The sequence below is a fragment of the Desmospora activa DSM 45169 genome, assembly GCF_003046315.1.
Taxonomy (GTDB): domain Bacteria; phylum Bacillota; class Bacilli; order Thermoactinomycetales; family DSM-45169; genus Desmospora; species Desmospora activa.
In genome coordinates this window covers 1,268,628-1,289,573 of sequence record NZ_PZZP01000001.1, presented here as the reverse complement: position 1 = coordinate 1,289,573, position 20,946 = coordinate 1,268,628, and the positions used below count along the sequence as shown (strand labels likewise).

Genomic DNA, 20,946 nt, shown 5'->3' with positions numbered 1-20,946 from the left:
CCCTTTATACCATCACGCGCTTTAGATGCGCCAAGTAGCGAGAACGAACGATAAGGAAATAAATCGTCTGCACGAGGGTAAAGATCCCGATCGCCATCAGTACCGACATCGTCATATTGCCGATATGATATTGGTCTTCTATCGCTGAAAGGCCAATCCATGCCTGGATCGCAGCAAAGAAAAGCGGAATATAGAAGAGAAGCGCAATTTGAATGGTTGCCGCCTTTTTCATCTCTTTTGGGCTCAGACCGATTTTCGATAAGCCGTGGTAATAACGCTGATCCTGTTGCAAGTCATTAAACAACTTAAAATAGAGGAAACTGGCAATAAATACACTAAAGATCATCGCGATAAAGAGTCCGACAAACAGCATGACATCGGTTCCTTGCTTCATCATCATATAACTTTCCGCACGGGCCATCAGAAACCCCTCTGAATTTCCTTGCTTAATTTGGTCAATACCCCAGTTATACAGTTGCTTGCTTAATGTCACCTCCAATGAATCGGCGGCCGGAAGACTGTCGTTGGGCCAGTCACGGACGAGATAGTGGAGAGAGCGTGTCTCTGGGCGGTCCGGCGGTAACTCTTTGGCGATTTGATCATGAGTGGTATCATTGACAACCATCACATGATACATACCAAAGAGTGATTTTGTAAATTGGTTTTTAATTTGCAATGAATGTTGGGGAGTAGTAGTTGTGAGCGTCATGCGAGCAAGATCTTGCGGCAACTCATCATCCGTTAATTTCGATTGAATCAACAGCGCCTCACCCGGCTGCAAGGAACTCCTTGGGAGTGATAGCAATTTTGCCAAGTCTTCATAATCGGATTGCCGCAGGAGGGTAAAAAAGCCTTCCTGGTTCTGGGCTTGCACAACGATTTCCTGAAAAGCAAACTTCTCAACCTCCACACCCGCCTGCTTCAGCTCATGCTCCAGCTTCTTTATACTCGCGCTGTCTGCCTCATCCCCCTCATAGAGGTGATAAGAAAACGCAAACGGACTATCTTTATACGCGGACTCTGACTGGATTTTTATGGCCCAGACTATTCCGGCTGCGGTACAAGCGATTACGGTTACCATGGTCACCATAAAAAACATGCGGGCATTATCCTTGATCTTATAGGCCATTTCCGATACCCACAGCAAGTTGACTCCCCGCCAGGAGAAGGAGCGGTTCTTTTTTAAGAGTCGAATGATCAATACGCTCAGCTGTGTAAAAAAGAAATAGGTGCCTACTATATCCAACAACAGGATGACCAGCATCGTCCATTCATCGTCGATTCCCTGTTTCATCAGGTAGAGACCACTGGCGAAGGCAGATATCGACAACAGTGCGAGCCAAATGGATGCTTTCGGTTCTTTTTTCGGTTTTTTGGAACCGAGTAACATTTCGATTGCCTTGCTTTGCCGCACCAGCACCGTTGTAAACAGGGAAATGATCGTATAGAGACCGATAAAGGCGACAACGGTAATCCCGAGGGCTTTCATCGGCATATACATCGGAAGCTCTTTCATATCCAATACATTGGCGCCCAGCAACAGGAACAGCTTGGAAAAGAGAAGGCCGCTTAAGACTCCGGTAACAACTGCTACCGTTCCGATCAACATATTTTCCAGGAAAATTAAGCGATTCAGTTGGCCTCTGGCTGCTCCCAATATGGTGAGAATCCCAAACTCTTTCATCCGTGCTTTTAGAAACGCGCTAATCGAATACAATACAAACAGGAACGAAAAGAAAAACGTCATATAAGCGGCGGCTGTCATCCCCGCCTTCGCCATGATTCCCATCTCACTTTGGGCGATGTCCGGATGAAAAACGAACATCAGATAAGTGAATAAGGCCATGACGGCGAATGAACTGCTTAAAAAGTAAGCGATATAGGAGTGACCGTTTCTGCGTACATTATTTAGGGCGAACTGTCGAAAATTCACTAGCGTTCCCTCCCAAAAAAGACAACATATCGATAATTTCTTGGAAAAACGCTTGTCGATTTTGACCGCGGTAGACCTCGTTATACAACTCCCCGTCTTTGATAAATACGACCCGCTCACAATAACTCGCCGCGATGGGATCATGCGTGACCAACATCATCGTAGTGCCGTAAGCATGATTGATCTTTTCCATCATCTCCATCACTGTGCGGGAGGATTTGGAGTCTAAGGCTCCTGTCGGCTCGTCCGCCAATAGTAACGACGGTGCATGGATCGCCGCTCGGGCAATCGCCGCCCGTTGACGTTGTCCCCCGGAGACTTCATATGTCCGTTTATTTAATATCTCCGTAATCCCCAACTTTTCCGCCACTTCCTCCAGCTTTTGATCCATATCCTTGACGCTCTTTTTGTCCAAGGTTAACGGCAACACTATATTTTCCGCAATCGTCAACGTATCCAACAGGTTAAAATCCTGAAATACAAAGCCCAGGTGACGGCGCCGAAATCGGGCCAAGTCGTTTTTCCTCATTTGGTGCGGATTTTTCCCATTGATCAAAACCTCGCCTGAACTGGGGGTATCGATCGTGGACACCATGTTGAGAAGCGTCGTTTTCCCACTCCCCGAAGGACCCATAACCCCGATAAATTCACCTTTTTCAACCGTTAAATCGATATTGTTTAAGGCGCGTGTCGAAACTTTTCCGTTATAGACCTTGCTTAGTTGGTGAGTTTTCAACATCTCCATTTTTTGCTGCCCCTTTCGTTCTGTAAGTATTGTTTTAACCCAACATCTTCATTTATCAATTTAGGGGAGAATGGATTTTGGTGCTATGGATTTACCTTAATGGAACCTTACTTCTTTGTAAGGTGCGTGAACGAGGGTATATAAAAAGAATCCTCCGGCATATAGCCGAAGGGGTTGAAAACCTTTTTATTTGTTTGTATGCGCGGGAGTGGAACGGCGGAAAACGAGGCGCACGACCGTGCCGACTCCTTCTTTCGATTCCAGCCGGACGTGATGTTCCAATCGGCTGCATATTTCACGAACCAAATACAACCCCATCCCAGTCGATTCGGGATAGTCTCTGCCGTGTCGTCCGGTAAAGTACGGATCAAACACCCGACGACGATCTTGTTTGCGGATGCCTACCCCTTCATCACGCACTTCTAGAATCACTCTCTTTCCTCGATCTTCCCCGTAAAATGTAATTTTCTTTCCGATTCCCGCTGAGTAACGGACAGCATTGGTCAATAATTGCGTGAGAATAAAGGATAACCATTTCTCATCAGAGTAAATCGTCAAATGATCCGGTATCTGAACATCCGGATATAGTTTATGACGGATAAATAGACGGCGATTTTCCGATATCACCTGTTTCACCAGTTGTGATAAATGAATCGATTCCACATGAAAATCATGTTCAAAATGCTCCAGACGCGAAGCGTATAACACCATATCCAGTCCTTTATACAGACGGTCCAATTCTTCCTTTATGCTGTCGTTATGCGGGTGATCCTCCTCTTGTATCGTCAGATCGATCACGGAAATCGGCGTTTTCATTTGATGAACCCATTGGGTGATAAAGGTAATATGATCGTGCAATTTATTCTTATAATGAGCGATTTCAGCTTGATAAAGCCGGAATTGCTTCGTCATCAGCCGATCTAGCGCCTCCGAAAGCGGAGCGTTGTCCGTTTTTTGCATCGATTCATCCAAGGAGACGATTTCTTGTGAAAGGCGGCGATAAAACGAACGATGACGAATATAGCGTTGTAGCAAATAACAAAACAAGAAAAAAGCACTTAAGCCCATCGGGTACAACAGGACAGATCCGCCTCGGTAGCCATCCAGCCAATAAACAAGGGGAAAAAGCGCCATCTGTATGCCGTATATGATCAACAAAAGCATATGATCCCGCCAAAACAGCTTCACGCCTCTTTCCTCCATGTTACCTTCAAGCGGTAGCCTGCTCCCCTAACGGTTTCAATCGCCTCTTCAATTCCTAATTCCCGCAGCTTTTTGCGCACACGGGTCACATAGACGTTTAACGTATTATCATCGATAAAGTGCTGATCATCCCATAACTTCTCCAATAGCCGTTCCCGGCTTACCACCCGCATCTGGCGTTCCATCAACGCCTCGATCAAAGCTGCTTCCTTTTGGCCTAATTCGACGGATTTTCCGTTTAACGAAAGCTGTAGCCGTTCCGGATACAAAGTAAGCCCCTCCGCTGTTATCGTTCGCTCTCCTTGTTTTGCATAAGACCCGTAGGCACGACGCAGGAGACTCCCGATTTTGGCCATCACCACTTCATAATGGAACGGTTTGGTAATATAATCGTCCGCGCCATATTCCAAGGCCATCACCTGCTCCATTTTCCCTTCGCGCGCCGATATAAACAGAATGGGGCAAGTAGAGATGGAGCGAATTTGCCTACACCAATAATAGCCGTCAAACTTCGGCAGATTGACATCCAACAATACCAGATCAGGGGAAATCCGTTTAAATTGCTGTAACACTTGCGTAAAATCAGTCGTAACCACCGCTTGATATCCGTATTTCTCGATATGCGCCTTCAGCAATTGGGTGATCTTTACGTCGTCTTCCACAATCATAATCGTCCCCATGGTTGCCCTCACCGCCGTTATCCAAGTTAACCGAAGCACCTGTCAACACTTCAAAACCATTGTATCTCTTGACCTGACATTTTTTCAAAGATCCATTCTAACACTTTAGTTGATTTGATAAAAATTCCTATAATTAGGAGCGCGTAATGGAACCGGAATTCTACTGTTGGCGCTCATGGATTAGACGGATTTTTTTGAATCGTGTTCACTTGCCTGACTTTAAATATTTACTCGCAGCTCACTAACTTCCGGTAATCATATATTATCGGTAGTTAGTGGATCGATCCTCCCTACTGAGAACAATGTAGCTAACCATGAACAATCCGCCTCCAAAAATCTCGAATATAATATCGCGCGAAATAATAGGCCCCACGGATCGTCGATCCATGGGGCTCCACCAGAGAGTTTGATTTGTCGCTATTTATTCAAGTTGTCTACGGCAACACCCATTCAATTTATGGTTAATTGGAGTTAGCTTATTACCTTTTGGTCGGAGGTGTGGATATGTTTAATACTCCCCTTAGCCGTTTTCGTGTCGTCAGCATGTTGGAAGGGATCTCCTTCCTTCTGCTTCTGGGAATTGCGATGCCGCTGAAATACTTGGCCGATATCCCCTCCCCTGTCACCATTGTGGGTTGGATTCATGGTGTTCTCTTCATTCTCTATCTCGCAGCCGGGGCCCATGTATCCTGGAGCGATCGCTGGTCGATCAAACGGATGGCAGGTGCGCTAATCGCTGCCCTCCTCCCCTTTGGACCGTTTGTATTTGATGCCCGATTGAAGCGGGAACAGCAGGGTTGATTTTTTCTACGCTTTGAATAATGGTAATTCCTAGACGAAACCTGAACAAATAGGCAAGCGCCAACTTATCGGGTACGCTTGCCTATTTGAGTCCAATTGATTATTTGATTAAGCGTCGGTATCCAGCATTGCCGGGATATCGATTTCTTTCACACATGAAACATTGGAAAGATTCACGACACACTTTACTAATGAAACCATATCTTGAACTGGGATTCTTGTACCATCATAAGTAGATATCGCTTTTTCTAATCCATCTTCGTAAGGAATAGCTGCCGCAATATTACCCGGATTGATACACGTTACTCCTATTCGATATTCCCGTAAATTTTCCCGCAAAGAATGACCGACACCTCGTAATCCAAATTTCGAAGCGACATACGCCACCTGTTTACTCCCGTTATTTTCAAGGCCATTAACCGATCCCACTAAAACAATCTTGCCATTTTCTGACCTCTTCATGTTGGGTAATAACTTTTGTATACAGGTGATCGCAGAAGTTGTATTGACATTGATAATGTTTGCGATATCGGTTGGATCATCCCTCTTAAAGTCATAGCTATCTTGAAATCCTTCCTTTTCCCATATCCCCGCATTGTATAGGAATACATCGATCGTTTCATCGTTTATCGCTTTCGCAATAATGTCACTTGAAGATGGTAATGATAAATCAGCCTCTATCCAAACTCGCTGAGTCCCATCATTGATTTTTAAACTATCCGGTTTACTTCTAGAAACAATCCATACACGATCACCCTTGTTGGGTAACCCTTTCGCAAAAGCATCACCTAATCCTTTGCTCGCCCCAAGTATAAGGAAGTTCAAACGATTTACCTCCATCATTTTTAGGTTTTTGGAAGTTGTCAGCCAATGCACTTCTTCTCTAGTCAACCATAAGTACAACCTTCCCACGCCCGTGCCCGGTTTCAACCTCGCGATGAGCGTCGGCGGTTTGCTGTAATGGGAAAGTCTTTCGAATGTGAATGTGTAACTTCCCCTGCGTATAGAGATCGACCAGCTCAGTGAGACGAGCAGCGGAGCGTTGGCTGCGAATGAGACGAACGCCCAATTGTTCCGCCAGTTCAAAAGCAACGAGCGTCCCAATACGATCTTTATCGTTAACAAGTGCAACTGAGGCGTACAAGGCGTCTTTTCCAGCGGCATCGAGAGCGGCGTCTACACCATCCGGCGCAAGGACTCGCACCCGTTCCACAAGATCGTCTCCATACGAGACGGGGATGGCCCCTAGTGAGCGCAGGTATTCATGGTTTCCCGCACTGGCGGTACCGATGACCGTCGCCCCCCAAGCACGGGCCAACTGTACCGCAAATGTACCGACTCCACCGGCGGCAGCATGGATCAGTACCGTATCACCTTCACCTACACCGAGCTCTTGTAAAGCGGTGTGAGCCGTCTGCCCGGAGGCAGACATCACTCCCGCCACCTCCCACGGCATCTCCTGCGGCTTCGTTACGATCTGGTCGGTGCTGACCACCACATATTCCGCATAACAGGCCAGCAAAGCCCACCCGAGAACCTCGCTACCGACGGAGAACCCGGTAACCCCTTCTCCCACTTGATCAACCACTCCGGCAAACTCATTACCAATAACCTGCGGGAATCGGATCGTGATGCCGGGAGGATTCCAACCGCTGCGTACTGCATAATCAAAGGGCTGAACACCGGCCGCTTTGATGTGGACACGAACTTGGCCTGTACCCGCTTGTGGAAGCTCCGCTTCTACCAATTGCAACACCTCAGGGCCACCATGAGAGGAAAACGCTACGGCTTTCATCGTGTGATTCATCGCAATCAACCTTTCTACGGTAAATTCGGTCGTCATTTCTCATCAAGATGATGAATCAATCGGTTCAACACCATAATAACCGTCTCTTTTTACCATCGAATCGAGGATTTCGTCTAATTGAGCCGGACTGACATAATGACGAGCATATAGATTCTCTTTTATCGAGATGCCATCCATATGGGTTCGATTTAACACTTGCCAATGGAAGTGGGTTAGGCCTTTCTCTTTGAGAGGCCTTTCCACATAACGAGTGATCGCCTTATCCGCTTCTTTCAAATACCAACCGAAACCGTAATGAGCATTTGCCATTGTTACACCTCCCTTCCAACGACTGAAGCATCAAAAGGTTTTGGCTACTTCCCTCGCTTTGTTTATCCCTGCTGCAATAATCGCCTCGCTTCGCTCGGGAAATTGATGATGTCCCTCTACAATCACCGTCTGGATATCTGTGATCCCAAAAAACCGCAATTGATTCTGAACAAAACTTACCGCCATCTCCCCAGGATCTCCTTCGGGATAGACGCCACCCCTGGCGTTTAATAAGGCCACTTTTTTATCCGAAAGCAATCCGACATGCCCTTCTTCTGTATACTTAAAGGTTTGGCCTGGTCGATGCATATAATCCAAATACGTATGCAAGACAGCAGGTACGGTCAAATTCCACAGCGGAAATGCGATCACCACTTTATCCGCTGCGATAAATTGCTGCAAGTGTTTGTTGGCAATATCGGAAAGCGTCTTCTCTTTCAGTGTGAGCGCTATTTTTTGCGCGGATTTATAGTTGGCATGAATCATGTCGGCACCGAGATAAGGTAGCCGTTCCGCATACAAATCCAACTCCACCATTGGTTCATTCGGGTGTGATTCCCGATAACTGTTCAAAAAAGCATCATACAAACGAACACTGACAGACTGATCCGATGGACGGTTATTCGCTTTTACAAACAGAGTAGCTGTCATATTTCTCCCTCCAAATATGGATATCAATTTATACACCTTGAGAATCAGTTTGCTGCACCCTGCCAAATTGGAAATAGTACAGCAACAGAATCCCAACATACATCGCAGCCAGCACCAAATAAATATTGCTGAAAACGAACGCTTCGGGGTATCCGTTGATCGGGTTCCAATGGATACTGGACCCCAGATCCACCACCTTGCTGTAAACCCCTGCCGAAGCAGCACCGGCAATAAAATTCAACAAGGACAACAGACCCATACCAACCCCGGTCTGCTCCGCTGGCAACGTGCGGGAAATTGCATTGGACAACGTAATTTGCATAAATGTTTGCCCCACATAGCAGAAAATCAGTAAAACGGCGATTACAACCGGCGCGACCCCAGCAAAGGTCGAGAGGGACGCAAAACCAATGAGTAGCAAAGCGGATGCCGTATAGAAAAGAAACGAATTCCCTTTCACATCCGCTAGCTTCCCGCCATAGCGACCCAATATTGCCGCTGCTGTGGCGGCGGGAACCATTGCAAATCCGACGATTCCCACATCGAGATGGTTCACATCAGCCAGCAACAATGGACTGAGAAAAGGAATGGAAAATCCGGTCCCTGCAGCCAAAAAAGCGATCATCAAACCGAAGGAATAACGCTTATTGCGGAACAGACGCGGTTGTACAAACGGATCTGCTGCTGTTTGAATGCGTACCAGAAACAATAGGAACATGATGAGCCCACCAACGGCTAATAACCACACCCCATTTGTAACTGCCAATAGGAAAAGCACCACCATCCCCGCCAACAATCCGCCGCCGAGCCAGTCGATAGTACCCCCTTTTCGCGATTCTTCGATTAAATGTTTACGGTAAAACGGCAACGTAAACAGCGTAAACAAAGGCACAAAGAACAGCCACCGCCAATGGACAAAACTGACGACAAAAGAGGATACAATCGGACCCAATGCACTGCCAATCGCCAGAGCCGTAGCAGTTATACCAAAAGCCCGCCCTCGCCGCTCCGGCGGAAAATAGCGAACAGGGATAATCATCGCCGTTGCTGGTATTACGGATGCTCCCATAGACTGTAGAATTCGGCCTGCAAGCACCATCCAGTACGCATGGGCGGCAAGGCCGATGATTGAACCGAGGGCAAAGAAGATCAACCCAAAAGTGAGCAAATTTTTAAGCGGGTAACGATCGGCCAATTTTCCGTAAGTAACCGATCCAATCGCGTAAATCAACATATAAGCGGATGAGACCCAGCTTACTTGTGCAAAGGAGAGTTGAAAATCCGCGCTGATTTCCGGCAGAACAATGTTAAACATGGTTGCACTCATAACGGCTATGACCATCGTAAACGCAAGGATAAGAATCAATTTATCGCCGGCTTGTTGCTTGATTTCAGTTTCCACTCCTAACCCCTCTTTTCTATGGTGAGTGCATCATTTGAAGAACTACCATGATTGTAGCAAGCGATGATCGTTGACGCTTCCGGCAACGGGACGACCAGCGGCTACACCAAAGCGCGGACCCGGCTGTAAGACCTTGACTCAGACTTTAGTCTGAGAAGACAGCACAGCGGAAAAGCGGACTCCACCACCCCTATCAATCACCGAAATAAAAGAAGAGCCTAGCGGCAAATACAATGCTAAGCTCTTACATACAATGCACTTCATAAACCCATCACAAAAAACAATCTACTTCACTCCAACAAAGTCGCAGCATGGGTAAAGATACCCGGCGTTCCTCCCGTATGCCAGAACAATACCCGCTGCTGTGACCAGTCTTCCCTTTCCGCACAAGCGATCAACCCGGCCAAAGCTTTACCAGTATAAACCGGATCCACGAATAACCCTTCCGTCTCCGCCAATAAGCGAATCGCTCGCTTTCCTTCGGCGGTGGGGCGGCCGTAGCCCCCGCCGACATGGGCAGCGGTGATCTCGATCTCTGACGGTGGAATGGGTTCAAACGCCAACGCTTGTGAAAGCGAATCCGTTAGTCGAGCTACTTCCATTGTGGCTCTCTCCTCATCCAACCATACACTGACGCCTAAGATTTGCTCAGTCAGCTGTGGGTACAATTGCTTTCCCACTAACAAGCCTGCCAGCGTACCCCCGCTTCCTACCGCTACCACAACACGGTTAAAAGGTGACAAGTTTTGCTCTTCCATTTGCCTGACACATTCTTCTGTCGCATGTACATAGCCATAATCGCCGCGAACAGTAGAGCCGCCCACCGGAATCACAAAAGGTCGCTTCCCCTCCGTTTCCGCCTCTTGCGCCTTCGCTTTCATCGCTTCCAGCAACGCTTCTGAGCCATATACCCCAGATAAAAAACAGCGGGCTCCCATCAGACGATCCAGCAGCAGATTGCCCTGTTCCTTGCCGTAACGACTTCCGGCAAAGACAAGCCAGGCCTCCATCCCTGCACGCCGGGCCGCTCCCGCTGTTAGTCGGGCATGGTTGGATTGAGGGCTCCCCCCGGTAATCACCACATCGCAACCAGCCTCTTTTGCTTCCCCCAGCAAAAACTCCAGCTTCCGCACCTTATTCCCGCCCAATGCCACCCCGGTTAAATCATCCCGCTTCACCCACAGCCCTCCAATTCTCAACCGTTGCGCTAAGCGGGGCAATGGATGAAGGGGAGTTTCTCCCCATAAAAGAGGAAACCGGGGATAACGCTCCCGGTTTTCCAACGTGATCAACCCTCCAATAAATTTTCTAGCCCGTACACCAACCCGTTTAACTCCATCACTTTCTCCACCGCCAGCTTAACACCCGGCATAAACGACTCGCGGTTAAGCGAATCATGGCGAATCGAGAGCAACTGTCCAGGACCGCCCATCAACACTTCCTGGTGAGCAACTAAGCCGGGAAGGCGGACACTATGAACACGAAATCCGTTTTTATAGGCTCCACGGGCTCCGTCCCAGGTTTCCGTCTCATCGGGATGCCCTTGTTTCAACTCCGGTCGAACTTGGGAGATCATCTCCGCCGTTTTTACCGCTGTCCCCGACGGCGCGTCCAATTTGCGGTCGTGATGCATCTCAATAATCTCCACATGAGGAAGGTAGCGAGCAGCACGAGCGGCAAACATCATCATCAACACCGCACCGATGGCAAAGTTAGGAGCGATGATGCCGCCCAATCCCCGTAATTGAAAGCGCTCGGACCACTGTTCCACCATCGCTTCATCCAAGCCAGACGTCCCTACCACCGGGCGGATGCCCGCCTCCAGCGTCAACTCCATATGATGTTCCACCGAAGCGGGAACCGTAAAATCCACCAATACATCCGCCTCAACTCGATCCAACACTTCCGCCAGCGTAGCGCGAATGGGCACGCCAAATGTGCCGATCCCGATCGCTTCCCCGATATCCTCCCCCACTCCACTGCGGGAAACAGCTGCCGCTAATTCTAACCCCTCTTCCCGTTGGATTAAGCGGATTACTTCACTTCCCATTCTCCCTTTTGCTCCTGCGACAATGACACGAATCGGTTTCATCGTTTTAGCTGCCCCCTGTTGCATCATTTTCTTCAATGGGTGTCCAACGATCGGCATCGCGGACTTCATACTTGTTCATCACTTGCTGAAACGCTTGCTCCAGATCGATATTCAACGAATTGGCGAAACAGATCAAAATAAACAGCAGATCACCCAACTCCATCTCCATGTTTTGCTCCGCTTCATCCGGCTTTTTCGGCTTTTCCCCGTAGCGATGATTCACTTCCCGGGCCAGCTCCCCTACTTCTTCCGTCATACGGGCCAGCATGGAAAGAGGGTGAAAATATCCTTCTTTAAACTGGGATATGTATTGATCCACTTCCCGTTGCATCGCTTTCATCGATTGCTCTTCCATTGTCACCCCTCCTTCCGTTGTCCACTCCATCGTACCCGATCCCATCCTGGAAGACAAACCTTTGCTCCCACCGAACGAGGTGGGTATAATAGAGCAGGACTGACTCAACGGAAATGGAGGCGCAGCAGATGTCGCAACCCATACAAACCTTCGCCAAAAAACACCTCAAAAACCTGCTCACCATCAGCCTAGGAGCATTTATCTTCTCTTTGGGTATCAACTATTTCGCCATACCCAACCAATTATCGGAGGGAGGGTTTACTGGGATCTCCCTGTTGCTGTTTTATCTATTTGAATTTCCTCCCGCTATCGTCATCTTAGTCCTAAACATCCCGCTTTTCTTCGTCGGATACAAAGTTTTTGGCAAAAGGACGATGGCCTATACCGTATTTGGTACCGTAGCCGTCTCTGCTACCCTCAGCCTTACCCAAAATTGGGGAGAGCCCATTCCTGGCGACCCCTTGTTGGCCGCCCTCTACACCGGCGTGATGGTGGGAGTAGGACTAGGAATGATCTTTCGTGTCGGCGGAACCACCGGCGGCGTCGATATTATCGCGCGCCTCGGCCATAAATATTTGGAGTGGAGCATCGGTCGCACGATGTTTTTATTCGATTTGATGGTCATCGGTGTATCCGCCTTTTACATCGGACGGGAAAAGGCGATGTACACGGTTGTAGCCGTTTTTGTGGGAGCACGGGTCATCGACTTTATCGTAGAGGGATTGGATACCAAAAAAGCCGTCACCATCATCTCCAACTCTGCCGTCGCCATCTCGGAAAAGGTAAACGAGGAAATGGATCGCGGGACGACACTGTTAAAAGGGCGTGGCGGATATACCGGTACCGATAAGGAAGTACTCTATATTGTGCTTAGTCGAACAGAGCTTCCCCGGCTGAAACAGTTGGTGAATAAGGTGGACCCTTACGCTTTTGTCGTTGTGCATGATGTTCGGGATGTGTTTGGAGAAGGATTCACCTTCGATCGGACCTGACAGTGTATGATCGCTGTTCGTATCGATATTTTACAAGGGCGACATACCCTAACACCGTTGCAATTACCGTCGTCAAAAGAGCGAGTGGCCAACCGATTGGGGGTGGGACGTTAACCAGATGCCGGATGGTTTCTGCTTTCCCTTCAAATAAAGCGGGTAAGAGCGCTTCCCACTCCTTGATATGCTTCTCGATCGCCATTACATCGGAAGGCGCCCCCTCGCTGATCGTTTTCATTCGTTCCTCCAACAACCAGCTCGTTTCGGCGGAAAAAGAGATGGCTATAGCGGGCCGGATTTGATCCATATGATGATTCCATGCTTCTAACGCCCACTCAACTTCTTTGCTTTCCCCTTGTTGTAGCGCTTTCTTCATTTCATCCAACTCTTGCTGAAACACCTCCTCATACTCGTGCCACAGCGGTTGATGCGGATGGGTACGCGCATCCAACGCCAACCACAATCGTTCCGTCCTTGTCAAGGCCACGTGCGGTTGTAGTGATGAATCGTTTAACACCTGATCCAGCTCCACGATACAATCTGAAATAATCGCGATTTCATGCGGCTCCCATCCCATCGACGCAGATGACGCATAAAAATCCTCCGCTAAGACCTGTAACCGTTCACGAGCTTGTCCCCACTTTTTCTCTCTTACCTCCTTATGAATCATAGCAGCTTCTTGCTCCCATTGGTCCTCATCAGCTACTGCAGTCTCCACCCCGCTAAACCAAACCAAGCACACAACGACGCCCAGCGTAAACCACCCCCGTCGCATCTTCCACCCTCCCCGTACTCACCCTTGTTCCCATCCTATGCCACGGCCTGTCCGAACATGAAGAGAAAAAAGTGTTTTAACGAATGTACACAAGAAGCCTCCCGCTTCAACAAGTGATGAGAGGATTAGCGCACCAGACTGAAGGAGCAAAGTCCATTACCACAGCTGTTGACCGAGCGTGGGATATTCATTTTTCGGTTTGCCTTTCCATTAGCGACGGCAACTCCCATTTCCGTTCAGGGCGTGGCGGGAGAACTAACCAAGTAAACAACGCCAAACTGACAAAGCTCAGCCCCACGGTAAAAGCGGCCACTGCCGCGAGATGATCATAGAGCGAAACTTGCAACCATGGATGGATACCAAGACCATAGTCCAAACAATCGTTTAACAACGTCCAAGCCGCCACAAGACTTAGCTCGCGGATGCCGAAAGTAAAGAAACGACTGTATAAGATCGCTTGCCACGCCATCCCTAAGTGAGAAATCGTCAACATCCAATCCGTCCACCGGAGCGCTTCCAACAGCGGTGGCTCGTTCAGCCATGCACCGGCAAAAATCATCGCTACCGCCCAGATCCCGTATTTAAATAAGGTGACGGCTGCAAAAGCTTCCAATAACGGACTTCGCCGTTTGATCAGGTATACCAGCAATACCAACGTAAACGCCGCACTGGCGGTCGGGCTGTCGGGAACAAATAGGTTAAGCCAACTGCCGATGGAAACCAACTGATTTTTATACCAATAGAAGCCATAAATGGTTCCCAAGAAATTGATTATAAACAGCAGCCATAGGAACCACCTGTGGTCCAACCAGCTGAGAAAGGTTTGCCAACACCATTTCCACATCGTTGCTTCCTCCCACTATAAAAAAATAACTCGGCCGATCGGCCGAGTTATGTAACAGTATGGTTTGCGAGCCGCTTTTGCTCGAACCTTTAATGGTCGCTTTGACCTTCCTTTTTCTCTTCCCCAGTCGTCTGCTTCAGCAACCAGTCGACCAGCACTTTTTTCTCCTCTTCCGTTCCTTGGAACATACCTGCTGGCATCGTTCCTTTTCCGTGATCGATGATGTCGAATAGCTCATCTTCTGTATAACCATCACCGATCCCCCTTAGTGACGGCCCTTGGAGCCCTTCCAGCTCCTGACCGTGACAGTTGACACAGGCATTGTTCTTATAAATCTCAAAGCCTGGATCCTCCACCGCCACAATTTCCGTATTTTCATCCGCACCTCTAGGCAAGGAGGCTAACTGTTTCTGGTGTTCGTCTTCCGCTGCCCATGTGAGAATGACGATCGAGATCAAGCTGAGCATCATCAGACCGGTTGTAACCGGACGTTTAAAGGGACGACGCTCTTTGGAACGGTCCAACCAGGGAACCAACATCAATGCTCCAAACATCACACCGGGAACAACCACTGTCCCAATCACCACAAACGGACCGGAGGCCCATTCAAACTTGAGCAACTCATAAAGGAACAAGAAGTACCAGTCCGGTACCGGCAGGAAGCTGGTATTGGTCGGATCGGCCAGTTCACCCAACGGCGGTTCATGAGCCATCACGAGAGCCATGAAACCGACCATCACAACGACCGCCACCATCCATTCCTTCAACAGGAAGTTTGGAAAAAACGCTTCCGTTTTCCCTGGGAACTCGGAGTAATCTTTGGGATATAACTTCTCTTTTTTTGCTTTTACACGGGAATCACCCACATAATGGACCTGTTTTTCATTCCCGTCCGAGTTGTGTGCCATGAACATTTCCCCCCTAACACATTAGACTTATAGCGGACCCGAAATTCCCTGTCTACGAATCAGGATAAAGTGGGCCCCCAACAATCCAAGCAAAAGAGCGGGGAGGAAAAACACATGGAACGCGAAGAAACGGGCCAGTGTCTGGGCGCCAACGATTTCTCCCCCCTGCATAAATGAGGCGATGCTGTCACCCAGGAAAGGGACGCTGGAGGCGATTTCAATTGTCACCTTGGTAGCGAAGTATGCTTTGTTATCCCAGGGCAACAGATAACCGGTTAAACCAAGACCTAGCATGGTGAAGAAAATCAACATCCCAATGACCCAGTTAAATTCACGCGGATGCTTGTATGAGCCGGTGAAAAACACGCGTAGGGTATGAAGAAACAGCATCACGATCGAGACACTGGCACCCCAGTGATGCATCCCTCGGACAATCTGTCCAAATGCGATTTCATTCTGGAGATAGTCCACGCTAGCCCAAGCGTTCTCGATATCCGGCACATAATACATCGCCAGAAACATTCCCGAAAGAATCTGGATAACGACGATAAAAAACGTCAATCCGCCAAAGCAGTAGATAAACGCCGAAAAGTGATGGGCCGGGTTGACGTGTTCCGGCACTTCGTGGTCGGCCAGATCACGCCACATGGGTGTAATGTCCAACCGTTCATCCAACCATTCATACGCTTTCGTCAACATGGCCTACGCCCCTCCTCCCTGCTGGGTGGGGCCCAGCAACAATCTTCCGCCTTCCACCCGATAGGCGTATTGATCCAACGGCCCAGTAGGTGGCGTTCCCGGTACATTAGTCCCATCTTCTTCATACAGACCGCCATGGCAAGGGCAGTAGTATTGTTTCAGGTGCCCTCCACCTTCCCATGTGACTGTGCAACCTAAGTGTTTGCAGATGGGAGATAACGCTAGGATTGCATCTCCTTTTTTCGATACCCAGGCGGTGGCACTCTCCCCTTCTTCCGGTTCGTACCAGCCATCTTTCCGTTTAATGCGAAACTGGACGGACTTCGGCCTCTCAGTGAATTCGTCAACGGAACCGACGTCCACGAATTCTGTGTCCGTCCCTTTTTGCAATATCGGGTCAATGGCGAAGCGTACCATGGGGTAAAGCATGGTTGAACCGAGAAATCCGGCTGTGCTGGCGATGGTATACGTTAAAAACCGACGCCGCGAGATACCCGGTTTACCCTCTGTTTGTTTACTTTCGCTCACGACTCGTCCGACCTCCCTCTATACAGCATAACGTCCAACCGGACTGGAACCATAAACGGTTTACTAGGACATTTTCCATGATAGCCAACCGCTTTAACCCATGTCAAGGACGTGCCTCTGCTTGTGATACAGTCAGAATATACTATTCCCTCTGTCAATCGAGTCATACCTCTTCTGAAGTTTGCCACATCGACACAATTTGTTCAACCACACGATTGGCGGCGGTTTCAATATCCTCATCCATCGAAACGGTGATCCCGATAACACCTTTCATATCGGAGAAGCTTGGTAACTCCCAGTCTGTCGGGGCTAAAATCACCACATGCAAAAAAGGAGCGGCAGCAAATTCGTTAATAACTTCTTTCAAGTAACGGTGCCACACTTCTCTCGTCTGCGTTCCATAAGGGATCGGGGAGGTAAGAAAGAGTCGTCCCTTTAAATTTCCCTCCACCAAGGCGGCAATCCGATTTACCTGTTTCGCTTCTTCTACATCCAGTCGTTTATCCGGAAATCGGATACGATAGACCGGCAACAACAAGGTGTCCACATATGCGGCCGTTTGGCTCCATTTATCGGGATCAATTTGAGAAAGCCGCACAAAACCACCTCCCAAAGCACGAAAAAAGACCGGCCTCTGCCGGACATTATATCGAACCCATCATTGTTTTTCGATGATTTTTAACCACTGTTCGGTTAATTGTAAGAATTGCTGCTCGTCACCATTGGCCAACGCTTCATCGATACGACGATACAAATCCTTCTTGCGATAATCCCGAACCGCTTGATCGAGGATGACCTCCGCAAACAGACCGAATAAGGAATCTTGGACAAGATCTTGTCTTTCCATCGGATTTACCTCCAATATAGCTATAGCGGCGTATTCTGGGCAACTGGTCTTATCCTCAAAATGGAGCGTAATATACAAGTCATCATTGGAACAAGACCGAATATCGTAAAAGGCGGTTTCCACGTCGGAAGTGACTCGCTTTCGTTTTGAATACTGAAAGGGCGTCATCGATACACATCGGGCGGAAACGATCATCGTTTTGGGAAGATGGCGCAAGCAGTCAACAAAATGGGTGCGACCGAGCACTTCATCATCCGAAGAGAGGTAATTGAGGAGCCAAGCAGCTTCCCGTCTTTGTAGCTCACAACGGTTCAGGAACCATTGAATAAACTCCTTCTTTTCAGAGATCGTGACACAATCGCTCATATTCCGTCCCCCCATCCGCTCCACATTGAATATTGCGAACTTTATTCAACTATACGTTACGATCCCCTGAACCATGCGCGGAAAAGCAACGTTCTACTACATCCTATTCCATGTCCAAGCGCTTGTTTCCTCCCGGTAAACGAATCTGGATTTTGTTTCCTGTGATGGAGTCACTAAAGCGGCTATCCAACTTCTTTTCCGCAAAACCATTTAACCCCTGTAACCAGATGTGGCCGCCCTCATTCATACGGACCCAGGGTTGTTTTTTTTCGTTTCGTCCTACCGCCACTAAACCCAAATGAGTCATCATCCGGATGATTCGTTGAAACAGCGAGGAAGGTGTTTCATAATAAAACGGCTGCAGCCAGTGGGAAACCGCTTCTTCCAATCGGTCCGACGGAAACCATCGTGTATGAGCCAATAGATCAATCCAGCGGACAATTACCGGTAGTTGTGAAATCGGCTTTTTATAGAGACGCATCCAAAACCGAAACAACTCCCGCCCTTCCTCATTGTCCTTACTCTGTAATTTCCCGATTCCATCCGCACTTAAACATAGGCGAAAACTTTCTTCCTCCTCCCGGATGTACCCTCGGAAAAAAGCATAATCATAGAGCAGTGAAAAGCGATCGGGATACAGATGGTAGCGACGTCCAAAACCAAAGCGCCATCCTTTGCGATCCACCAGCTCTTCAGGAACAGAAAAGCGTTTAAACAATTGGCGCTGCTGCTGGCGATAAATACTCCCCTCCGATGTGAGTGGCACCTCCTGCTCCATCAGAAAGCGCAAGAAATGGAGCAAATCATCTGCCAACATTCCCACCTCATTGCGGATAAAAGCCGGTTCCGGTTCACCTTTTACCATTGTTCTATCCGCAAATAAGCGCAGAATTCGATGGCGCAAATCCTGTGGGATATGAAACAACATCCGATCCCCTCGATGAACACCCGGAAATATCCACCCCCGCTCAAGACCAGTCCGTACCAACGTACGTGGATTCTCTTCCTTTTCTCCTAAAGCCGCCCGTCCTTTGGCGATCAAATCTTCTTGACTATAACGTTCGCGGCTATCAAAGCAGAGTTGTTCCAAAAATCGAACCTCAGCTTCCTCCAGCGAATCCATCATCCCCGACAAGCGGGAAGGGCGTCCTAAGTGATTTAGTAGTGATGCGATTAAATCACCTTTAGAGTGAACATCTGCTCCACACCGGTAATGGTTTGCCATTCTTTTTAGATGCTCGATATCCGCATACGTCAATAGATCGGCAAAGTTCATTGTTTCGCTCCTCTTTCCAACCTCTTCTCTTCTATTTTGGCTCTTTGGAGAGCGAATCATACTTTTGTTGAAGGATGATGTTTGTGATGCAAACTTGTTTACAATTTCGGGATTATAAAAGTGTATTGTCTCCGCTTCATCCACATTGACCCATCTTAGCCGCTTCCCTCAAAAAAATCCCCCCGCAGCAACGGGAGGATCTCACGGTATCCATTTATCTTTGTTAAGGCATCTGTTTGACATGATCAAATTCATCTTGAATCTCTTGTGGTGGTTCTTTACTCAGCAAGCTGATAACGACGATGGAAAGTGAAGCTAAGAGAAAACCGGGAACAATTTCATATAGTTCCGAACCGGTATATTTCCACAGTAAAACCGTTCCTCCCCCGACAATGATGGAAACAAGCACTGCCCATTTGGTTGTTCGCTTCCAAAACAGCGAAAATAACAGCGCAGGACCGAAAGCCGCTCCAAAACCCGCCCAAGCGTATGAAACGAGATTTAAGACGGTGTTGCTTTCGTTGAGCGCCAGTATAAAGGCGATGCTGACAATGAGAAAAACTGCTGTCCGGCTAGCCCATACCAATTCGGTTTGTGTCGCTTTTTTCCGAACAAAGACCCGATAAAAATCTTCGATTAACGCACTGGAGGAGACGAGCAGCTGAGAGTCGATCGTACTCATGATGGCGGATAACACCGCTGCCAACAATATTCCTGCCACCCAGGGGTTGAAAACGACTTGAACCAGTTGTAAAAAGACATGTTCCGGATCATTTAAGGGGTTATCCGGACCAAAATAGGCTATGCCGATCATCCCGACCGCGATAGCACCGTACAGAGGCAGAACCAGGCCGCAGACAATCGCGATCAGACGGGATTTGGGAATGGCGGCCGTGCTACGAATCGCCATAAACCTCGTTAAAATGTGGGGTTGTCCAAAGTAGCCTAAGCCCCAGGCCAATGCGGAAACAATGGATACAAGAGCAATGGAGCCCGTCGTCTCCCAGAACACACCGCTCTGGTAGTCAAACTCCACCGCCTGCGAAATATCCAGCAGTGAAGGATTCACCTGTCCGATCGCTGTAAACAATTCCCCGAACCCGCCCAGTTGTATGATGGCTACAATCGGAGTGATCACCAATGCCAGAAACATCAGCAACCCTTGGATAAAATCCGTGTAACTAACCGCGATAAACCCACCGAGAAAAGTATACAAAAAGATAATAATCGCCCCGAGCGTCAACGCCAACGTATAATCGATGCCAAAGGTGGCCTCAAACAGCACACCACCAGCCACCAACCCTGATGCGGTATAAAACAAAAAGAAAACAACGATAAAGACGGCGGAAACAATTCGCAGGAGATGGGAATGATCGCGGAATCGGTTTTCCAAGAATTCAGAAATAGTGATCGAATCATTTGAATAGGCAGTATAATTACGCAGCCGTTTTGCGACATAATGCCAATTGATCGCAGCGCCGACAGCTAAACCGATCGCGATAAACAGACTCCACTCACTGACGCTGGAAGCATACGCCACTCCGGGCAATCCCAGCAACAGCCAACCGCTGAAGTCACTTGCTGAAGCAGAAAAAGCGGTTACCCAGCTGTTCATTTTTCTGCCGCCCAGAACGTAATCAGACATTGAATTTGTTAAGCGATACGTAATCACCCCGATGACAAGCAACAGGAACAAATAGACACAAAAAGTGATAATGGTCGGATTCACTCCGCAT

At 48.4% G+C, this 20,946-nt stretch carries 23 protein-coding genes; 2 read left to right on the top strand and 21 right to left on the bottom strand.

Features of this window, described 5'->3' with window-relative positions:
• Window positions 1-4: 4 nt before the first annotated feature.
• The 4 genes from C8J48_RS06380 to C8J48_RS06365 all read right to left on the bottom strand — a co-directional run bounded on the left by C8J48_RS06380 (window position 5) and on the right by C8J48_RS06365 (window position 4,561).
• Window positions 5-1,933 carry an FtsX-like permease family protein gene (locus C8J48_RS06380; RefSeq protein ID WP_107725484.1) on the bottom strand — a complete coding sequence of 643 codons (1,929 nt, stop codon included), beginning with the start codon at window positions 1,931-1,933 and terminating at the stop codon, window positions 5-7.
• Window positions 1,905-2,678 carry an ABC transporter ATP-binding protein gene (locus tag C8J48_RS06375; RefSeq protein ID WP_107725483.1) on the bottom strand — a complete coding sequence of 258 codons (774 nt, stop codon included), beginning with the start codon at window positions 2,676-2,678 and terminating at the stop codon, window positions 1,905-1,907. Before C8J48_RS06375 ends, C8J48_RS06380 begins: the two co-directional genes overlap by 29 nt.
• A 186-nt stretch (window positions 2,679-2,864) precedes the next feature.
• On the bottom strand, window positions 2,865-3,866 hold the full coding sequence (locus C8J48_RS06370) for a sensor histidine kinase (protein ID WP_245891080.1): 1,002 nt from the start codon (window positions 3,864-3,866) through the stop codon (window positions 2,865-2,867).
• Window positions 3,863-4,561: a response regulator transcription factor gene (locus tag C8J48_RS06365; RefSeq protein WP_107725482.1), complete on the bottom strand. Its 699-nt coding sequence runs from the start codon at window positions 4,559-4,561 to the stop codon at window positions 3,863-3,865. Before C8J48_RS06365 ends, C8J48_RS06370 begins: the two co-directional genes overlap by 4 nt.
• Before the next feature lie 504 nt (window positions 4,562-5,065).
• On the opposite strand from C8J48_RS06365, the gene C8J48_RS06360 reads away from it, so the two are divergent.
• Window positions 5,066-5,362 (top strand): DUF3817 domain-containing protein, encoded by a 297-nt coding sequence (locus C8J48_RS06360; protein WP_107725481.1) that lies wholly within the window; start codon window positions 5,066-5,068, stop codon window positions 5,360-5,362.
• A gap of 108 nt (window positions 5,363-5,470) precedes the next feature.
• On the opposite strand, the gene C8J48_RS06355 is transcribed toward C8J48_RS06360, so the two are convergent.
• The 8 genes from C8J48_RS06355 to C8J48_RS06320 all read right to left on the bottom strand — a co-directional run bounded on the left by C8J48_RS06355 (window position 5,471) and on the right by C8J48_RS06320 (window position 11,978).
• Entirely contained in the window at window positions 5,471-6,202 is a 732-nt protein-coding gene (locus C8J48_RS06355; RefSeq protein WP_107727618.1) for an SDR family NAD(P)-dependent oxidoreductase, read from the bottom strand.
• A gap of 43 nt (window positions 6,203-6,245) precedes the next feature.
• Complete coding sequence (locus C8J48_RS06350) at window positions 6,246-7,157, bottom strand: NADP-dependent oxidoreductase (RefSeq protein WP_107727617.1); 912 nt, start codon at window positions 7,155-7,157, stop codon at window positions 6,246-6,248.
• A 54-nt stretch (window positions 7,158-7,211) separates the two neighbouring features.
• Window positions 7,212-7,478, bottom strand: coding sequence for a hypothetical protein (locus C8J48_RS06345; protein WP_107725480.1), 267 nt, complete (start codon window positions 7,476-7,478; stop codon window positions 7,212-7,214).
• Between the two features lie 30 nt (window positions 7,479-7,508).
• Window positions 7,509-8,129: an FMN-dependent NADH-azoreductase gene (locus tag C8J48_RS06340; RefSeq protein WP_107725479.1), complete on the bottom strand. Its 621-nt coding sequence runs from the start codon at window positions 8,127-8,129 to the stop codon at window positions 7,509-7,511.
• Window positions 8,130-8,157: 28 nt separating this feature from the next.
• Complete coding sequence (locus tag C8J48_RS06335) at window positions 8,158-9,531, bottom strand: MFS transporter (RefSeq protein ID WP_211316596.1); 1,374 nt, start codon at window positions 9,529-9,531, stop codon at window positions 8,158-8,160.
• Between the two features lie 290 nt (window positions 9,532-9,821).
• On the bottom strand, window positions 9,822-10,814 hold the full coding sequence (locus tag C8J48_RS06330; RefSeq protein ID WP_170105219.1) for a 1-aminocyclopropane-1-carboxylate deaminase/D-cysteine desulfhydrase: 993 nt from the start codon (window positions 10,812-10,814) through the stop codon (window positions 9,822-9,824).
• Window positions 10,815-10,819: 5 nt separating this feature from the next.
• Window positions 10,820-11,623 (bottom strand): 4-hydroxy-tetrahydrodipicolinate reductase, encoded by an 804-nt coding sequence (gene dapB / locus C8J48_RS06325; RefSeq protein WP_107725477.1) that lies wholly within the window; start codon window positions 11,621-11,623, stop codon window positions 10,820-10,822.
• Between the two features lie 4 nt (window positions 11,624-11,627).
• Complete coding sequence (locus C8J48_RS06320) at window positions 11,628-11,978, bottom strand: nucleotide pyrophosphohydrolase (protein ID WP_107725476.1); 351 nt, start codon at window positions 11,976-11,978, stop codon at window positions 11,628-11,630.
• A gap of 128 nt (window positions 11,979-12,106) precedes the next feature.
• Here C8J48_RS06320 and C8J48_RS06315 point away from each other — a divergent pair, with 128 nt between their 5' ends.
• Complete coding sequence (locus C8J48_RS06315) at window positions 12,107-12,970, top strand: YitT family protein (protein WP_107725475.1); 864 nt, start codon at window positions 12,107-12,109, stop codon at window positions 12,968-12,970.
• Here C8J48_RS06315 and C8J48_RS06310 read toward each other — a convergent pair.
• The 9 genes from C8J48_RS06310 to putP all read right to left on the bottom strand — a co-directional run bounded on the left by C8J48_RS06310 (window position 12,951) and on the right by putP (window position 20,939).
• Window positions 12,951-13,742 carry a sporulation protein YpjB gene (locus C8J48_RS06310; RefSeq protein ID WP_107725474.1) on the bottom strand — a complete coding sequence of 264 codons (792 nt, stop codon included), beginning with the start codon at window positions 13,740-13,742 and terminating at the stop codon, window positions 12,951-12,953. The genes C8J48_RS06315 and C8J48_RS06310 overlap by 20 nt on opposite strands.
• Before the next feature lie 187 nt (window positions 13,743-13,929).
• Complete coding sequence (locus tag C8J48_RS06305; RefSeq protein WP_107725473.1) at window positions 13,930-14,586, bottom strand: DUF1405 domain-containing protein; 657 nt, start codon at window positions 14,584-14,586, stop codon at window positions 13,930-13,932.
• A gap of 89 nt (window positions 14,587-14,675) precedes the next feature.
• On the bottom strand, window positions 14,676-15,494 hold the full coding sequence (locus C8J48_RS06300; protein WP_107725472.1) for a menaquinol-cytochrome c reductase cytochrome b/c subunit: 819 nt from the start codon (window positions 15,492-15,494) through the stop codon (window positions 14,676-14,678).
• Between the two features lie 27 nt (window positions 15,495-15,521).
• Entirely contained in the window at window positions 15,522-16,193 is a 672-nt protein-coding gene (gene qcrB, locus C8J48_RS06295; RefSeq protein WP_107725471.1) for a menaquinol-cytochrome c reductase cytochrome b subunit, read from the bottom strand.
• A gap of 3 nt (window positions 16,194-16,196) precedes the next feature.
• Window positions 16,197-16,721 (bottom strand): Rieske (2Fe-2S) protein, encoded by a 525-nt coding sequence (locus C8J48_RS06290; protein ID WP_107725470.1) that lies wholly within the window; start codon window positions 16,719-16,721, stop codon window positions 16,197-16,199.
• Window positions 16,722-16,884: 163 nt separating this feature from the next.
• Window positions 16,885-17,319: a DUF2487 family protein gene (locus tag C8J48_RS06285; RefSeq protein WP_170105217.1), complete on the bottom strand. Its 435-nt coding sequence runs from the start codon at window positions 17,317-17,319 to the stop codon at window positions 16,885-16,887.
• Window positions 17,320-17,379: 60 nt separating this feature from the next.
• Entirely contained in the window at window positions 17,380-17,934 is a 555-nt protein-coding gene (locus tag C8J48_RS06280) for a YpiB family protein (protein WP_107725468.1), read from the bottom strand.
• 103 nt (window positions 17,935-18,037) lie between these two features.
• Window positions 18,038-19,210 carry a hypothetical protein gene (locus C8J48_RS06275; protein ID WP_107725467.1) on the bottom strand — a complete coding sequence of 391 codons (1,173 nt, stop codon included), beginning with the start codon at window positions 19,208-19,210 and terminating at the stop codon, window positions 18,038-18,040.
• Window positions 19,211-19,433: 223 nt separating this feature from the next.
• Window positions 19,434-20,939, bottom strand: coding sequence for a sodium/proline symporter PutP (gene putP, locus C8J48_RS06270; RefSeq protein ID WP_107725466.1), 1,506 nt, complete (start codon window positions 20,937-20,939; stop codon window positions 19,434-19,436).
• Between the last annotated feature and the right edge of the window lie 7 nt (window positions 20,940-20,946).

Coding starts and splice junctions, on each gene's coding strand:
- C8J48_RS06375 (WP_107725483.1), bottom strand. CDS start 2,678: ATGGAGATGTTGAAAACTCACCAACTAAGCAAGGTCTATAACGGAAAA.
- C8J48_RS06365 (WP_107725482.1), bottom strand. CDS start 4,561: ATGGGGACGATTATGATTGTGGAAGACGACGTAAAGATCACCCAATTG.
- C8J48_RS06360 (WP_107725481.1), top strand. CDS start 5,066: ATGTTTAATACTCCCCTTAGCCGTTTTCGTGTCGTCAGCATGTTGGAA.
- C8J48_RS06355 (WP_107727618.1), bottom strand. CDS start 6,202: ATGGAGGTAAATCGTTTGAACTTCCTTATACTTGGGGCGAGCAAAGGA.
- C8J48_RS06350 (WP_107727617.1), bottom strand. CDS start 7,157: ATGAAAGCCGTAGCGTTTTCCTCTCATGGTGGCCCTGAGGTGTTGCAA.
- C8J48_RS06345 (WP_107725480.1), bottom strand. CDS start 7,478: ATGGCAAATGCTCATTACGGTTTCGGTTGGTATTTGAAAGAAGCGGAT.
- C8J48_RS06340 (WP_107725479.1), bottom strand. CDS start 8,129: ATGACAGCTACTCTGTTTGTAAAAGCGAATAACCGTCCATCGGATCAG.
- dapB (WP_107725477.1), bottom strand. CDS start 11,623: ATGAAACCGATTCGTGTCATTGTCGCAGGAGCAAAAGGGAGAATGGGA.
- C8J48_RS06320 (WP_107725476.1), bottom strand. CDS start 11,978: ATGGAAGAGCAATCGATGAAAGCGATGCAACGGGAAGTGGATCAATAC.
- C8J48_RS06315 (WP_107725475.1), top strand. CDS start 12,107: ATGTCGCAACCCATACAAACCTTCGCCAAAAAACACCTCAAAAACCTG.
- C8J48_RS06310 (WP_107725474.1), bottom strand. CDS start 13,742: ATGCGACGGGGGTGGTTTACGCTGGGCGTCGTTGTGTGCTTGGTTTGG.
- C8J48_RS06305 (WP_107725473.1), bottom strand. CDS start 14,586: ATGTGGAAATGGTGTTGGCAAACCTTTCTCAGCTGGTTGGACCACAGG.
- C8J48_RS06300 (WP_107725472.1), bottom strand. CDS start 15,494: ATGGCACACAACTCGGACGGGAATGAAAAACAGGTCCATTATGTGGGT.
- qcrB (WP_107725471.1), bottom strand. CDS start 16,193: ATGTTGACGAAAGCGTATGAATGGTTGGATGAACGGTTGGACATTACA.
- C8J48_RS06280 (WP_107725468.1), bottom strand. CDS start 17,934: ATGAGCGATTGTGTCACGATCTCTGAAAAGAAGGAGTTTATTCAATGG.
- C8J48_RS06275 (WP_107725467.1), bottom strand. CDS start 19,210: ATGAACTTTGCCGATCTATTGACGTATGCGGATATCGAGCATCTAAAA.